General features: G+C 58.5%; 12 protein-coding genes and 1 pseudogene. 5 read left to right on the forward strand and 8 right to left on the reverse strand.

All coding sequences use genetic code 11. The features are described from left to right. Positions 1-200: 200 nt before the first annotated feature. The 7 genes and pseudogenes from BLV81_RS10070 to recA all read right to left on the reverse strand — a co-directional run bounded on the left by BLV81_RS10070 (position 201) and on the right by recA (position 6671). Positions 201-803, reverse strand: a complete 603-nt coding sequence (locus BLV81_RS10070) for an FHA domain-containing protein (protein ID WP_092355162.1) — start codon at positions 801-803, stop codon at positions 201-203. Between the two features lie 223 nt (positions 804-1026). Further along, on the reverse strand, positions 1027-1791 hold the full coding sequence (locus BLV81_RS10075; protein WP_092355164.1) for a Stp1/IreP family PP2C-type Ser/Thr phosphatase: 765 nt from the start codon (positions 1789-1791) through the stop codon (positions 1027-1029). Positions 1792-2074: 283 nt separating this feature from the next. Further along, positions 2075-2956 carry a succinate--CoA ligase subunit alpha gene (gene sucD / locus BLV81_RS10080; protein WP_092355167.1) on the reverse strand — a complete coding sequence of 294 codons (882 nt, stop codon included), beginning with the start codon at positions 2954-2956 and terminating at the stop codon, positions 2075-2077. Positions 2957-2976: 20 nt separating this feature from the next. Continuing rightward, positions 2977-4149: pseudogene (sucC, locus tag BLV81_RS10085) on the reverse strand (ADP-forming succinate--CoA ligase subunit beta); the annotation flags it as partial. 28 nt (positions 4150-4177) lie between these two features. Next, the gene (locus BLV81_RS10090; RefSeq protein ID WP_092355173.1) at positions 4178-4768 is read right to left on the reverse strand and encodes a DUF2889 domain-containing protein; all 591 of its coding nucleotides are present in this window, start codon (positions 4766-4768) and stop codon (positions 4178-4180) included. 187 nt (positions 4769-4955) lie between these two features. Beyond that, entirely contained in the window at positions 4956-5414 is a 459-nt protein-coding gene (gene recX, locus BLV81_RS10095; RefSeq protein WP_092355176.1) for a recombination regulator RecX, read from the reverse strand. Positions 5415-5555: 141 nt separating this feature from the next. Then, positions 5556-6671 (reverse strand): recombinase RecA, encoded by a 1116-nt coding sequence (recA, locus tag BLV81_RS10100; protein ID WP_092355179.1) that lies wholly within the window; start codon positions 6669-6671, stop codon positions 5556-5558. Positions 6672-7085: 414 nt separating this feature from the next. On the opposite strand from recA, the gene ggt reads away from it, so the two are divergent. From ggt to BLV81_RS10125, 5 genes are all read left to right on the forward strand, one after another. Then, positions 7086-8837: a gamma-glutamyltransferase gene (gene ggt, locus BLV81_RS10105; RefSeq protein ID WP_218134272.1), complete on the forward strand. Its 1752-nt coding sequence runs from the start codon at positions 7086-7088 to the stop codon at positions 8835-8837. A 187-nt stretch (positions 8838-9024) separates the two neighbouring features. After that, the gene (locus BLV81_RS10110) at positions 9025-10062 is read left to right on the forward strand and encodes a DUF1338 domain-containing protein (protein ID WP_092355185.1); all 1038 of its coding nucleotides are present in this window, start codon (positions 9025-9027) and stop codon (positions 10060-10062) included. Positions 10063-10070: 8 nt separating this feature from the next. Then, positions 10071-11489 (forward strand): FAD-binding oxidoreductase, encoded by a 1419-nt coding sequence (locus BLV81_RS10115; protein ID WP_092355702.1) that lies wholly within the window; start codon positions 10071-10073, stop codon positions 11487-11489. A 140-nt stretch (positions 11490-11629) separates the two neighbouring features. Beyond that, positions 11630-12514, forward strand: coding sequence for a transcriptional regulator GcvA (gcvA, locus tag BLV81_RS10120; protein WP_092355187.1), 885 nt, complete (start codon positions 11630-11632; stop codon positions 12512-12514). A gap of 156 nt (positions 12515-12670) precedes the next feature. After that, entirely contained in the window at positions 12671-14191 is a 1521-nt protein-coding gene (locus BLV81_RS10125) for an L-piperidine-6-carboxylate dehydrogenase (protein ID WP_092355190.1), read from the forward strand. 60 nt (positions 14192-14251) lie between these two features. Here BLV81_RS10125 and BLV81_RS10130 read toward each other — a convergent pair whose 3' ends face one another. Continuing rightward, the gene (locus BLV81_RS10130) at positions 14252-15106 is read right to left on the reverse strand and encodes an SDR family NAD(P)-dependent oxidoreductase (protein ID WP_092355192.1); all 855 of its coding nucleotides are present in this window, start codon (positions 15104-15106) and stop codon (positions 14252-14254) included. Positions 15107-15109 lie beyond the last annotated feature (3 nt).

Here is a 15109-nt window from a genome sequence, read left to right on the forward strand (position 1 = left end):
TTAAATTCAGGACGGTAATTGTGTAACAAACATCACAAGCAATCTTGAATAAACGCTATCGCGTCATCCCCGCGAACGCGGGAATCTATTTTAAATCAGCAACTTGGATTCTCCGCCTTGGCGCCCACGTTTGCGGGGATGACGGATTTTTTAGAGGTCGCCTTAAGATAACGGCGTAATGCATACCAGCGGCAAATTGCTTAAACCGTCTTCCAAGAGAACTTCATTTGAGTCCCGGCGATATCAATCACGTCTTCATCCTTGAGCGCTCGCGCACCAGCACTCAACGGCGTGTCATTGACCTTGGTATAAGTCTGCCCCTCGACATGGGTCAGCTCGTAACCGTGCGGCCGCCGTGTAACGATAGCCACCTGAATGCCGGGCCGACCAATGGTAGTCAACACCTTGGTCAGCAGCATTTCCTTACCCGCACTAGGCCCGTCCAAGACAGTAATGGTGGCATCCGGCCGCGGCACCGGGAACATCTTCGGCCGGTTATCCTTGATTTCCTCATCCGTATCGACCTGGTACAGCAATTTGTACCTGGCCATCTGGATCACATCGTTATGCTGCAAAAAATGCTTGGTGACCGGATGGCCGTTGACCTGGGTGCCGTTGGTGCTGTTGAGGTCTTCCAGAAACGAATCGTTGTAGATAGTAATGATGACCGCATGCTCGCCGCTGATGGCGAGGTTATCAATGACCAGGTCATTATGGGCGCGGCGGCCGATGGTGGTACGCTCTTTGGTGAGCGTCATCTCTTGTATTACGGTGCCGCCTTTGGTCAGGATGATCTTCGCCATTCCTATCTCTCTTGGGAAACGCTGTCTGTAAATTAATTTAAAACCATACTGCGGATCCGCCCACATCCGCAACTATTGGTGCAGTTACTGCAATTGGCGCTGCTCAAACATCCGGTTTTGCACACTTCCACAAGCCTCCCAGTTTAATGTTGTTTCGGGGCAATGATACGCAAATTTCGGGATTTATATTGCGAACTTGCTTGTTACGCTTGCCGTTGCAGGTTTATTCGTTCTCCGGCACCTGGATCAGGATCACCGACACATTGTCCTGGCCGCCTGCCTGGTTGGCAGCATTGATAAGCATGGTGCATGCCATCTTCCGGTCGCCCTGGGCGTCGCTGACGATATTGGCGATATCCGCATTGCCGATCCGGTCCGACAATCCGTCGGAGCACAGCAGGTAAAGGTCGCCAGCCTGCACTTCGTGCTGATGGACTTCCACCTCCAGCTGGTAGTCGATGCCGACGGCGCGCGTGACGATGTTGCGGTTCATCGCGAATTGCGCGTCTTCGGCACGGATCAGGCCGGCATCGATCTGTTCTTGCAGCAGGGAGTGGTCGCGCGTCAGTTGTTCCAGCAAGCCGCCGCGGATGCGGTAGGCGCGCGAATCGCCGACATGGGCAATGCTGACGCTGCCTTGCGGCGCGAACCAGGCCACCACCAGGGTGGTGCCCATGCCGCGGTATTCCGGCTCGCGGCGGGCGGCATTGATGATGGTGCTGTTGGCCTGGCGCACGGCTTGCATCAGCCACATGCGGACCGGCAGCTCGGCTTCCGGCTTTTGCAGACGGCGGTATTCCTGCAGCTGGCTTTCGATTTCTTCCTGGATGGCGACGGTGGCGATGCTGCTGGCGACTTCACCGGCGTTGTAACCGCCCATGCCGTCGGCCAGGATCGCCAGTTGCAAGACCTCGTCGACGACAACGGTGTCTTCGTTTTGTACTCGCACCATACCAATATCCGTTTTGGCGGCAAACTCAAGCGGCATATGTCGAGACTTTAAGATGATCGGTGAAAGAATGGTTACAGAACTGGTGACAGACCGGCCCCTTGCCTGGTTACAAGTATTTTCCTTGGTTATGCGGGGGACGGCAAGACAAATTGCAAAGCCGGCGACTGCCTCGCCTCAGGATGCGACAGCCGCCATCCAGCGCTGAATGCGCGGGCCAATAGAAAAGGGAGCCGAAGCTCCCTTTCCATTCGATCCTTCGTGCAGACATTTATCTATACTATTTCACCAGATAGATGCCTGCCCTGCCATTCAGCAACGATTACAGCATCGCCTTCAGCAAGCGCGCCATTTCCGATGGATTCTTGGTCACGGTGATGCCACACGCTTCCATGATGTCCAGCTTGGCTTGCGCAGTATCCGCACCGCCCGAAATCAAGGCGCCTGCATGGCCCATGCGCTTGCCCGGAGGAGCGGTAACGCCGGCGATGAAGCTGACCACCGGCTTCTTCATGTTGTCCTTGATCCAGTAAGCGGCATTGGCTTCGTCCGGACCGCCGATTTCACCGATCATGATGACCGCATCGGTTTCAGGATCGTCGTTGAACATCTTCATGATGTCGATGTGCTTCAAGCCGTTGATAGGATCGCCGCCGATACCGACTGCCGACGATTGGCCCAGGCCCAGCGCAGTCAATTGACCGACTGCTTCATAAGTCAGGGTACCGGAGCGTGAAACCACGCCGATGCGGCCCTTCTTGTGGATATGGCCTGGCATGATACCGATCTTGATTTCGTCTGGCGTGATCAGGCCCGGGCAGTTTGGTCCGAGCAGCAAAGTCTTGCTGCCGGCTTTCGCCATGCGGTCTTTCAATGCCAGCATATCGCGTACCGGAATGCCTTCGGTGATGCAGATGGCCAGGTCGAGTTCGGCTTCGACGGCTTCCCAGATGGCAGCGGCAGCGCCTGCCGGCGGCACATAAATTACCGATACGTTGGCGCCGGTGGCGGCCTTGGCTTCGGAAACGTTGGCGAAAATCGGGATGCCTTCGAAATCTTCGCCGGCTTTTTTCGGATTGACGCCGGCGACAAACGCGTTCTTGCCGTTTGCATAATCGCGGCAGCCGCGGGTGTGGAATTGACCGGTCTTGCCGGTAATGCCTTGGGTGACGACTTTAGTGTCTTTGTTGATCAGGATCGACATATCTGTTCCTAGTTATTTACTTATTTACCGTTGGCCGCAGCAACAACCTTCTGCGCCGCTTCTTCCATGCTGTCCGCCGAGATGATCGGCAGGCCGGAGTCGGCCAGCATTTTCTTGCCGATTTCTTCGTTGGTGCCCTTCATGCGGACCACCAGCGGCACCGACAGGTGCACTGCCTTGGAAGCCGCAATCACGCCTTCTGCGATCACGTCGCAACGCATGATGCCGCCGAAAATATTGACCAGGATGGCTTTCAGGCCCGGATTCGTCAGCATCAGCTTGAATGCTTCAGTCACTTTCTCAGTGGTGGCGCCGCCGCCTACGTCGAGGAAGTTGGCAGGTTCGCCGCCGAACAGCTTGATGGTGTCCATGGTCGCCATGGCCAGGCCGGCGCCGTTCACCAGGCAGCCGATATTGCCGTCGAGCGAGATGTAAGCCAGATCGAACTTGGACGCTTCGATTTCAGCTGGATCTTCTTCGTCCAGATCGCGGTAAGCGACGATTTCAGGATGACGGAACAGCGCGTTGGCGTCGAAATTGAACTTGGCGTCCAGAGCGATAACCTTGCCGGAACCGGTGACGATCAGCGGGTTGATTTCCGCCAGCGATGAATCGGTATCCCAGTATGCCTTGTACAGACCTTGCAATTGCTTGCGCGCATCCGCGATGGAACCGGCAGGTACGCCGATCTTGGTGGAGATGCTGTCTGCTTCAGCGTCGGTCAGGCCGGTAGCCGGATCGATGATGACTTGATGAATTTTTTCCGGGTGGCTGGCGGCCACTTCTTCGATGTCCATGCCGCCTTCGCTGGATGCCATCAGCACCACGCGTTGGCTGACACGGTCAGTCACCATACTGACGTACAGTTCCTGTTTGATGTCGGCGCCTTCTTCGATCAGCAGGCGACGTACTTTTTGGCCTTCTGGTCCGGTTTGATGCGTCACCAGCTGCATGCCCAGGATCTGGTTGGCGTATTCACGCACTTGCTCCAGCGACTTGGCGACCTTGACGCCACCACCCTTGCCGCGCCCGCCAGCGTGGATCTGGGCTTTGACGACCCAAACCGAACCGCCTAAGGTTTCAGCTGCCTTGACCGCGTCATCGACGCTCAGGCACGGGATGCCACGCGGTGTGGTTACTCCGAACTGGCGGAGAATTTCTTTACCCTGATACTCATGGATCTTCATACGAGCTTCCCTTCTGACACTTAATTAAATGAAATTACTTGGTTGGATAAATAGATTGGGAGTCAACTGCTGCTGGAGGGCTGATTGCCCACTTCGGATAATATTTGGCCACAACTGCGCCATCACTACGTAATGCATGACAGCGATCGAGCTGGGCCGGCTTTTTTTGCGCCGCTGCAAGATCGCTCTGGCGATCTATCTCGGCGCCGAAAGCTTGCAATGCCGCAGTCGGCAATATCTGCGCCAACTCGGTCAAATGCGTGCAGCCGAGCGCACCGCCGATACGCTCTTTAAGTGTATGGCGGAAGCCCTTGACCAGGCTCAGGCCGATCAGTTTCTCGTAATCAGGTGCTATGGTATTGCAATAGCCGCTATAGGGCACTGCTTCAGAGTTTGCCTCGACGTCGACGATGACGAACTGGCGATCGAGCGTCAGCCTCAGCCAAAGGCTGTGCAAGGGCTGGCCTGCCGGCAAATTGCCGGACGGCAAAGAAAGATCGACAGGTTTGGTATCGGTAACATGCGCGTCGATTTCCCATAGGCCGTCATCGCGTACAAACGCTTCGATGTGAATCGCGCGGACGTGCTTTAACGCTCGGCGGGAAATGGAGGTTGTCAGAGACATATTGATGGACTTATTTGCGTATCGTTACCACAGTTTCTATGGTAACTGCCGCTCCTGCGGTTTGCAAAAAACCCCAAAAGTGTAGCACAGCTTACGCGGCTTAGCGATTTAGATCGACAATTGCAAAATAGCCATCGACAGCCGCCGCTGCTGAATCCGTCAGTGCGAAGCTGCGCGCTTTCCTGTCTCAGCAATCATCGTCATCACCGCCGCCACTCACTGCGGCTTGTATCGCGCGATGCGAAAAGCCGCGCTGCAGCAAAAACCGCATTTGCTTGGCGCGCTCGGCGGCGTCTGCCGCCGGCTGATTGAATTTCTTGCGCCACACCTCGCGCGCACGGGCGATTTCACCGTCGGCCAGCTCGGCCTTGATAGTCACCAGTGAATCGGCATCGATGCCATGGCTTTGCAGTTCGGAGAGTATGCGGCTGTTGCCGTAACGATGGGCGCGCCGGTGAATCAGGGATTCGGAAAAACGCGCCTGGGATAAAAGTTTTGCCGCTTCCAGCGTATCGAGCAAGGCTTCGATGTCGTCGCTTTCCTGCGCATAACGCGCAAGCTTGCGCGCCAGCTCCATGCGGCTGTGTTCGCGTGCCGACAAATAACGCAGCGCCCTGCCCTTCAGACTGATTTGCAGCTTTGCCATGGCGGCTTCCCGTAGTCCAGATACTTCCACATACTTCCACATACATGTTAAAAACAAAAACGCCTTTCAACAATCCGTTAGGCGGAGTTGCATGAAAGGCGTTTGCCGAAGCGGGTCGGCCAAGTCGCTAAAAACGAAGGATTAAACCGGCTCTTCAGCCTTGGCCGCGGCGGCGGCAGCTTTATTAGCCTTGGCGGCAGCCTTGTCGGCCTTCTCTCCACCGTCCGACTTGATCGCGCCCAGCTCAGGCACGCCCAGCGAAGCGCGCACCTTGTTTTCAATTTCGCGCGCCAGCTCCGGCCGTTCTTTCAGGTAGGTACGGGCATTGTCCTTGCCCTGGCCGATGCGTTCGCCGTTATAGCTGTACCAGGCGCCGGACTTTTCAACGATCTTGGCGTCGGAGCCGAGATCGAGGATTTCACCTTCGCGCGATGTGCCTTCGCCATACAGGATATCGAAGTGCGCTTCCTTGAATGGCGGCGCGATTTTGTTCTTGACGACTTTGACCTTGGTTTCGTTACCGATGACTTCATCGCCCGACTTGATCGAGCCGGTACGGCGAATATCCAAGCGCACCGAGGCGTAAAACTTCAAGGCGTTACCGCCGGTAGTCGTTTCCGGATTGCCGAACATGACGCCGATCTTCATGCGGATCTGGTTGATAAAGATCACCAGCGTGTTGGTGCGGTTGATGCTGCCGGTCAGCTTGCGCAGTGCCTGCGACATCAGACGCGCTTGCAGGCCCGGCAGTGAATCGCCCATGTCGCCTTCAATTTCAGCGCGCGGCGTCAGCGCTGCAACCGAGTCGATCACGATCAGGTCGACGCCGCCGGAACGCACCAGCGCATCGGTAATTTCCAGCGCTTGTTCGCCGGTATCCGGTTGCGAGATCAGCAGTTCGGACAGATTGATGCCCAATTTCTGTGCATAGCCGACATCCAGCGCATGCTCTGCATCGATGAACGCGCAGGTGCCGCCCAGCTTTTGCATTTCAGCGATGGTTTGCAGCGTCAGCGTGGTTTTGCCTGACGATTCCGGGCCGTAGATTTCAACTACCCGCCCGCGCGGCAAGCCGCCGACGCCGAGTGCGATATCGAGGCCGAGCGAACCGGTCGAGACCACTTGCACCTCTTCGACTACGGCGCCGTCGTCCATCCGCATGACCGAACCTTTGCCGAACTGCTTTTCAATCTGCGCCAAGGCCGCGGCAAGGGCCTTGCTTTTATCCGGGTTGGCTGCGGATTTTTTATCGTCCATGGTTGCTCTTTCGACAAAAGTGATGAGATATTCGAGACTTCAGGTAGCACTGTATAAAAAAACAGTGATTTATGCAAGCACTGTCGTATTTTTCCAAAAACATGTGGCGTATTGTATGTGCAGAAATCGCTGTCCGGAACGCGGGCCTACGAAAATCTGTCGCGCGCAATCACGTTTTAGGTGCGGACTTATGTGAATCCGCTTGCATGCAGCGGGCGCATTTTATGCTTAATACGCATATCGCCATCCGGCAAAGTAAAAAGCATGCCGGGCGAGCAAGAGAATGCAATAATTGTGGCGCACTTCATTTGTGCCGGCAGCCGCTACGCTGCCGTGCAATGCGTCATATTCAAAGGCAGGGGCAAGCGGCTTGCCCATCAATAATAGGGAGAAGGTATGCGTATTACATATTGGATGAAACCGTTAGCGGCATCGACGCTTGTGCTGGGCCTGCTGGGCACGGTGCAAGCGGCATCCGCGCCCGCGGTCGAGGCGAAGAACGGCATGGTGGTGACTTCCCAGCATCTGGCATCGCAAGTCGGGGCCGACATTCTCAAGATGGGCGGCAATGCGATTGATGCAGCGGTAGCGGTAGGTTACGCGCAAGCGGTAGTGAATCCTTGCTGCGGCAATATCGGCGGCGGCGGCTTCATGACCATCCACCTGGCCGATGGCCGCGATACCTTCATCAATTTCCGCGAAACGGCGCCGGCTGCGGCTAGCGCCAATATGTATCTGGACTCCGCCGGCAAGGCGATCACCAACGCCAGCCTGTTTGGTTATCTGGCGGCGGGCGTGCCAGGCACCGTGCTCGGACTCGACACCGCGCAACGCAAATACGGCAAGCTGACCCGCGCGCAAGTGATGCAACCGGCGATCAAGCTGGCGCGCGACGGTTATATCCTGAACCGCGGCGACACCGACATTCTCGACACCACCATCGCCCAGTTCAAGAAAGATCCGGAATCGGCGCGCCTGTTCCTGCGCCGCGACGGCACGCCATTGCAACCGGGCGACCGCCTGGTGCAGAAGGATCTGGCCAAGACGCTGGAAGCCATCTCGCGCAACGGTCCCGACGCTTTCTATAAAGGCGCGATTCCTGCCGCAGTGGAACGCGCCTCCAAGGCCGGCGGCGGCATCATCACTGCGGCCGATTTCGCCGGCTACAAGATCAGCGAAAGCGCCCCGCTGTCGTGCACCTATCGCGGTTATGTGTTCGTCTCCGCACCGCCGCCCAGCTCGGGCGGCGCCACCATGTGCCAGATCCTCAACATTCTTGAGGGTTACGACATGAAGGCATTGGGCTTCCACTCGGCGTCGGCAGTGCATTACATGACCGAAGCCATGCGCCACTCCTATATGGACCGCAATACGTTCCTCGGCGATCCGGCGTTTGTCAAAAACCCGCTTGAGCGTTTGATGAGCAAGGAATACGCGGCTTCGATCCGTGAAAAAATCAGCGCCGACAAAGCCACGCCTTCGGTAGAAGTGCAACCAGGCATGGCGCCGCATGAAAAACCTGAAACCACCCATTATTCGATCGTCGACAAGGACGGCAATGCGGTTTCCACTACTTACACCATCAACGGCCGCTTCGGCGCCGTAGTGATCGCGCCGGGCACCGGCTTCTTCCTGAACGATGAAATGGATGACTTCACCGTCAAGGCCGGCGTGCAAAACCTGTTCGGCCTGGTGCAAGGCGCCACCAATTCGATCGCGCCGGGCAAGCGTCCGCTGTCGTCGATGGCGCCGACCCTGGTGACCAAGGATGGCAAGACCTATATGGTGCTTGGCTCCCCGGGCGGTTCGCGCATCATCACCATCACGCTGGAAACCGCCTTGAACGTGATCGACTACGGCATGGCGCCGCAGGAAGCGGTCGATGCGCCGCGCATTCATCATCAATGGTTGCCGGACGAGGTGTATTACGAAACCCGCGGCCTGTCGCCGGATACGCTGAAAATCCTGAATGGCATGGGCTACAAGATGAAGGAGCAAACGCCTTGGGGCGCGGCTGAACTGATCATGATCGGCCTGCCAGGCGCTGCCGGCGTGAGTGGCGCCAGCTCCGGCAACGATGCGGGCGTATCCGGCATCGTCCGCCCGGGCTTGTATTACGGCGCAAACGACACGCGCCGTCCCGCCGGCGCTGCGATCGGTTACTAGACCGTCTCATAGAATTACCGGCTGGGTCTGAAGATGGGTGCTTTGCACCCATCTTTTTTTTTCGTCAAAAACTATCTGAAAAAATCAAAGCATGAGAAAAACGCATTGATCCATCAGAATTAATCGTTTTATCAGGCTGCCAATCAAATTTACACTGCGTCTATCCTTCCCCCGATAAAGAGCGCGCATGTCCTCCACCAATCTGCAATTCATGCTGACGTCGTTGCTAGGCGCCGAGCATGCCGGCCAATTGTCCGATCTGCTGCAAATCCCGGCCAGCACTCTGCGGCCCCGTTCCGACACGGTGTCCCGTATCGAAATAGCGCAGGCGCTGAACATGCTGCTGTTCGAGAAACTGCTGAAAGCCGTCCCACAAGGGAATGACTATGTGCAGGATTCGGTGCGCGCAGGTAACAAGATCCGCTTTGACCATGGCGCTTTGCGCACCGTGCTTGGCATCAGCACCGGCACCTTGCCGACTGGCGAAGCGGCGTTCACCCGGATTCTGCAGCCGCTGGGTTACCACGTGAACGGCATCTATCCCCTGCCACGTATCTGCATGACCGGCCGCGCTTATGCGCATGAAGACGACGCCGAGGAAATCGCCCAGTTTTTCCTGAGCGAACTGCATCCGCACCACTTCTCCAGCGAATTCCAGGCGACCGTCAACAAAGTCTTGTCGACCTCGCGCGATCCTATCGATGCGCACTCGGCGCAATTGCTGCAGCAGCTCGGCGCCAGCAAAACCTTGCCGGTTGCCGATGCGCTGGCGCTGCTACCGGTGCTGCTAACCTGTTTCGATCGCCAGCACGACTTGCCCAGCATTGCCGAATACCAGACCTTGCTGGCGGAATCGGCCGAAATGGCCTGGATTTCAACCGAAGGCAATGCCTTCAACCACGCCACCGATCGCGTCCCCGATGTAGAACAGGTAGCCGATGCGCAACGCGCGCTGGGCCGCGCCATCAAGGAAAAGATCGAGGTTTCCAGGAACGGCCGGGTGCGGCAAACCGCTTTCCGCGCCGCCACCGTGACGCGCCAGATGCGCGATGAAAGCGGCGTGATGGTCGAGATGAAAGTACCTGGATCGTTTTACGAATTCATTTCGCGCGACCGTTACCTGGACGAGGAAACCCAACGCGAAAAACTGGATCTGACTTTTGACAGCGGCAACGCCCAGGGCATTTTCAAGATGACCGCCTCGGCAGACGCCGCATCCTGCTGATGGCTGACATGAGCGACATCGACCTGATCCGGCAACGCATCAGCGACCTGCTGGGCCCGCAAGGCTGCCTGAGCACACCGGATCAGCGCCAGCCTTACGAAAAAGGGGCGCGTTACGGCGACGGCCAGGCGCGTTGCATCGCACGCCCGGCCAGCATCGAAGATGCGGCCGAGCTGATGCGCCTGTGCGCCAGGGAAAAAATCCGCATCGTAGCGCAGGGCGCGAATACCGGCCTGGTGGGAGCGGCCTCGCCGGATCGTTCCGGGCTCGATGTGGTGCTCAGCATGGAACGCATCAAGGGCGTGATAGACATCGATCCGGTCGACCGCGTGGTGCAAGCCTATGCCGGCACCCGCCTGTCCGACCTGAACCAGGCGCTCAAACAGCACGATCTGTACTTTCCCATCGACCTGGCGGCGGATCCTTCGCTAGGCGGCATGCTGGCCGCCAACACCGGCGGCGCGCGCCTGATCCGTTACGGCGATGTGCGCCATAATGTGCTGGGGCTGGAAGCTTTGTTGATCGATCCGCCCGGCCAACGTCTCGACCTCACCAACCGGCTCAGGAAAAACAATACCGGACCCGACTGGAAACAATGCTTCATCGGCAGCGGCGGCGCCTACGGCATCATCACGCAGGCCGTGCTGCAGGTGCACCCGCTGCCGCAGCAATGCGCCACGGCGCTGGTGGTGCCGGCTTCGCTGCAAGCTGCCGCCCTGTTGTTGCGCGATGCCGAGCGCAATTTCTCGGATTTCCTGAGCGCGTTCGAAGGCATCTCGCACAATGCCTTACAGTCCGTGCTGCAGCACATCCCGTCCATCCAGACGCCGTTCGATCCGCTGCCGCCCTATGCTTTCCTGATCGAACTGAGCAGCGCACGGCCGCGCAGCCTCGACTTCGACCTGGAAAAACTGTTCGGCGCCTGGCTCGAAGCAAGTTTCGGCGACCTGATCCTGGACGCGGTGATCGACAAACCCGAAGTCTTGTGGCGCATCCGCCACGCCATCACCGACAGCGTGCGCCGGGAAGGCAAGGTCATCGCCTTCGATATCGCCGTACCGCGCTCAAAACTGGCATGCTTTCGCGATGAGGCTAGCGCGCTGCTGGCACGCTGTTATCCGGGCGTCAACGTATTCGATTTCGGCCATTGGGGCGATGGCGGCCTGCATTTCAACCTGGTTGTGCCGCAGCAGCTGGCGGACGACTTCCCGCCCCAGCGCATCCATGCCCTGCGCCAGGAAATCTACGATCTGGCGGTACGCAAGTATCACGGCAGTTTCAGCGCCGAGCATGGCGTCGGGCCGTTCAACCAGCAGTTCTATGAGCGCTACACCGCCCCCGAATCCCAGGCGCTGGCCGCCAGGATGCAAACCGTTTTCGACCCGGCGCAGCTGCTGGGGGTAACCCGTTTCGGTTCAGCGCCATAACTTCCATGCCTGCCTCTCCGCGCAGCCAGGCTGAAGTTCGTGCTGAAAATAAAGGTAGCGCTGAAAAGCGGCGCCGCGTTTGGTATAGTGCCTGCTCGGCAGCAAGCACTGCAGCAACTACCTACTCGGCTCCAAGAAAAATGCGCAGATTCATCCCTTCCACCTCCTGCCTGATCGCTTTCGATACGGCTGCGCGCCACCTGTCGTTTACCAAGGCCGCCAACGAGTTGCACATGACGCAAGGCGCGGTCAGCCGCCAGGCCGCCATTCTGGAAGATTATCTTGGCGTAAAGCTGTTCGAACGCATCAACCGCCGCCTGATCCTGACCGCGGCCGGGGCCGAATATGCGACCCAGGTCGCCGCCATTCTCAAGGAAATCGAAATGGCGACCTTCCAGGTGATGGCGCACAAGAATTCCGGCGGCGTGCTCAATCTGGCAACATTGCCGACTTTCGGCGTCAAATGGCTGATACCGCGCCTGGCCAAATTCACCGCCGCCCATCCCGACGTGATTCTCAACCTGAGCACCGAGGTGCTGCCCTTCGATTTCAACAGCCGCGCAGTGGATGCGGCGATACATTTCGGCGAACCCAACTGGCCGGGCGCGGTCATGGTGCGGCTGATGGGTGAAGAAGTACTGCCGGTGTGCAGCCTGGAGCTGAGCCGGAAAATCAAGCGCATCGAAGATCTGCCCGCCATGACTTTGTTGCAACACACTACCCGGCCGCAAGCCTGGCAGGACTGGTTCAACCATGTCGGCGTAGCCTGCCCCGATGCTCTTTCCGGCCCGCGCTTTGAGCAACTGTCGATGGTGATCCAGGCCGCCGCCGCCGGCCTGGGCGTGGCATTGATGCCAAAATTCCTGGTCGAAACCGAAATCGCCCTCGGCCAGTTGCATGTGCCCTTCCCGTTCGCCGTCAAAAGCCCGCAATCCTACTACCTGACTTATCCCGAAAAAAACGCCAGCAAGGCGGCCGTGATCAAATTCCAGGAATGGATATTGAGTGAACTGGCGGAAGCCTAGGCGACATCCACGCATGATCAAAAGTAATGATGTTCTGTTATTTTTTGATTTTAAGAAATCGCAATTTATTCCTTATACTCAGGCTATAAGTTGGCCCAACCCGTCGTCAGCTGCGATTCGCGGCGACCAGATCAAACCCGGAACAAAGGCATTCCAATGACGCAAATTTCCACCATCTTCGCTGAACTCGGCTTCGATTTTTCCGCCCATGCCGGCAACGATCTCCATTCCCGCTCGCCGCGCGACGGCGCTGCGATCGCTGCACTGCGCGCCCACACGGTGCAGGAAGCCGACAGCGCCATCAAGAACGCCCATCAAGCCTACGAAAAATGGCGCGTAGTCCCGGCGCCGGTACGCGGCGAGCTGGTGCGCATCCTGGGCGACGTGCTGCGCGAACATCGCGAGCCGCTGGGCAAACTGGTGACGCTGGAATCCGGCAAGATCCTGTCCGAAGGCATAGGCGAAGTGCAGGAAATGATCGACATCTGCGATTTCGCCGTCGGCCTGTCGCGCCAGCTGTACGGCCTGACCATCGCGTCCGAACGTGCGGGCCATCGCATGATGGAAACCTGGCATCCGCTGGGCGTTTGCGGCGTCATCACCGCGTTCAACTTCCCGGTTGCGGTATGGGCGTGGAATGCTGCGCTGGCGCTGGTCTGCGGCAATGCCGTGATCTGGAAGCCATCGGAAAAAACCCCGGTCGTCGCACTTGCGGTACATGCGCTGTTTGAACAAGCCGCGGCACGCTTTTCAGAGCAGCGCCCGGATCTGTTGCCGGCCGATCTGTGCCAGGTATTGCTGGGCCGCGCCGAAATCGGCGCCGCACTTTCCGCCTCGCCGCTGGTGCCGCTGGTCAGCGCCACCGGCAGCGTGCGCATGGGGCGCAAGGTCGCCACCACGGTGGCGGAACGTCTGGGCCGCAGCTTGCTGGAACTGGGCGGCAACAACGGCATGATCGTCACCCCTACTGCCGACTTGAGCCTGGCTTTGCGCGCCATTACCTTCTCCGCGGTCGGCACCGCAGGGCAACGCTGCACCAGCTTGCGCCGTTTGTTTGTCCATAGCAGCATTTATGAAGATGTGGTCAGCCGCATCGAACGCATCTACGCCAGCGTCAAGGTCGGCGATCCGCTGGATGGCGGTACGCTGGTTGGTCCGCTGGTCGATCAGGCGGCATTCGAAGCGATGCAAGCGGCGCTGGTCCAGGCCAAGGCCGAAGGCGGCGTGGTGACAGGCGGCGAACGCTTGCCGGTCGGCGATGCCGCCAACGCCTTCTACGTGCGGCCGGCGCTGGTGCGCATGCCGCAGCAAAGCGCCATCGTGCATCACGAAACCTTCGCACCGATTCTGTATGTGCTGCGCTACGATAGTTTCGACGATGCCGTGCGTCTCAACAACGCCGTGCCGCAAGGCTTGTCGTCAGCCATCTTCACCAACGATGTCCGCGAAGCGGAGGCTTTCATGTCTGCCAGCGGCAGCGATTGCGGTCTGGCCAACGTCAACATCGGCACCAGCGGCGCTGAAATCGGCGGCGCATTCGGCGGTGAGAAGGAAACCGGCGGCGGCCGCGAATCCGGTTCCGATGCGTGGAAGACTTACATGCGCCGTGCGACCAATACGATCAACTACAGCCGTACCCTGCCGCTGGCGCAGGGCGTCAAGTTTGACATCGACTAAACCTTGATCTCAGGGCGTATCAGCTGATGCTGATACGCCCTGCTGCTTGCCAGCCAGTCTTCAAATCTTCAATAAAGTCGGCGCCCGCTGCTGCAATATATCCTCCATCCGGATCTGTATCGCCTGCTTCATCTCCGGATGCGTCAGGATATAAAATCGCTCCGCAACAATCGCATCAAACACTGCAGCGGCAACCTGGGCCACCGGAATGCCGTTCTGCACCGCCTGCATTATCGCCATGCCGACCTTGAGCGTCACCGCATCCACTGCCGGCGTCTCCGCGCCGTCATTGCCGGCCGCGGCCGCTACCCGATTGCGCTCAGAATGCGCAACGCCGGTCTTGACCCAACCCGGGCACAACACCGATACATTGATCCGCGATTGCCGCAACGCGAGGTCGTGATGCAAGCCTTCCGATACCGTCACCACCGCATGTTTGCTGGCATTGTAGGTGGCCAGGCTGGGCTGCGATGTCAAGCCGGCCATCGACGCGGTATTGACGATATGGCCTTCCTCGCCGTGCTTCAACATGGTGGGGACGAAGGCGCGCAAGGCATGCGTGACGCCGTAGAAATTGACGCCCATGACCCAATCCCAGTCCTGCTGCGTGGCTTCCCAGGCCGGCCTGGCGACGGCGACTCCGGCGTTATTCACCAGCAAATGCACATTGCCGAATTGAGCAAACACCTGCTCTGCCAAGGCGTTGACCTGCTCTTCCCTGGCGACGTCGGTAGGCACGCCGATCACTTCAACGCCATCGGCCTTGAACTCGGCCACCGCCAGCTCCAGCTTGGCGGCGTTGATATCCGCCAGCACCAGTCTCATTCCTTCCGCCGCGGCGCGGGTCGCAATGCCCTTGCCGATGCCTTCTGCAGCGCCGGTGATGACGGCGACCTTGCCTTGCAAATTCTTCATAGG

Source organism: Collimonas sp. OK242 (genome assembly GCF_900107095.1).
In the GTDB taxonomy this organism is placed as follows: Bacteria; Pseudomonadota; Gammaproteobacteria; order Burkholderiales; family Burkholderiaceae_D; genus Collimonas.